Here is a 633-nt window from a genome sequence, read left to right as displayed (position 1 = left end):
CACCTTCGGCAATCGGCTTGCCGTAGTCCAGCACGGTGAGACGGTTGCACAGGCCCATCATCAGTTTGACGTCATGTTCGATCAGCAGGATGGTCTTGCCTTCGGCCTGGATCTTCACCAGCAACTCACGCAGGCCGATCTTCTCGGTGGCGTTCATGCCGGCGGCAGGTTCGTCCAGCGCCAGCAGTTGCGGTTCGGTTGCCAGGGCGCGGGCGATTTCCAGTCGACGTTGGTCGCCGTAGGACAGGTGACGCGCCGTGCGCGACGAGAATTTGCCGATGCCGACGAAGTCGAGCAGCTTTTGCGACTTGTCCTTGATTGCCGCTTCTTCGTCGCGTGCGGCCTTGTGGCGGAACACCGCGCCGAAGACGTTCTGCTTGGTGCGCACGTGGCAGCCGACCATGACGTTTTCCAGCACGGTCATGTCGCCAAATAAACGGATGTTCTGGAAGGTGCGGGCGATGCCGGCCTTGGCCACTTCGTGCGGGGCGCTCGGGCTGTACGGCTTGCCGGCCAGCTCGAAGCTGCCGGTGTCGGGCTGGTACAGCCCGGTGATGACGTTGAAGAAGGTGGTCTTGCCGGCGCCGTTGGGGCCGATCAGGCCGTAGATCTGGCCTTGTTCAATCGTCAGGC

Annotated in this window: 1 protein-coding gene; it reads right to left on the bottom strand. The window is 62.6% G+C overall.

Annotated features, from left to right (window positions below; genetic code table 11):
* Window positions 1-633 (bottom strand): ABC transporter ATP-binding protein (locus E4P32_RS24010; RefSeq protein ID WP_135008795.1); only part of this gene is annotated, 633 nt, incomplete at both ends.

The organism is Herbaspirillum sp. 3R11, from assembly GCF_004563925.1.
GTDB lineage: Bacteria > Pseudomonadota > Gammaproteobacteria > Burkholderiales > Burkholderiaceae_D > Herbaspirillum.
Note: the sequence above shows the minus strand (reverse complement) of the source record. Positions and strands in the feature narration are given on the sequence as shown.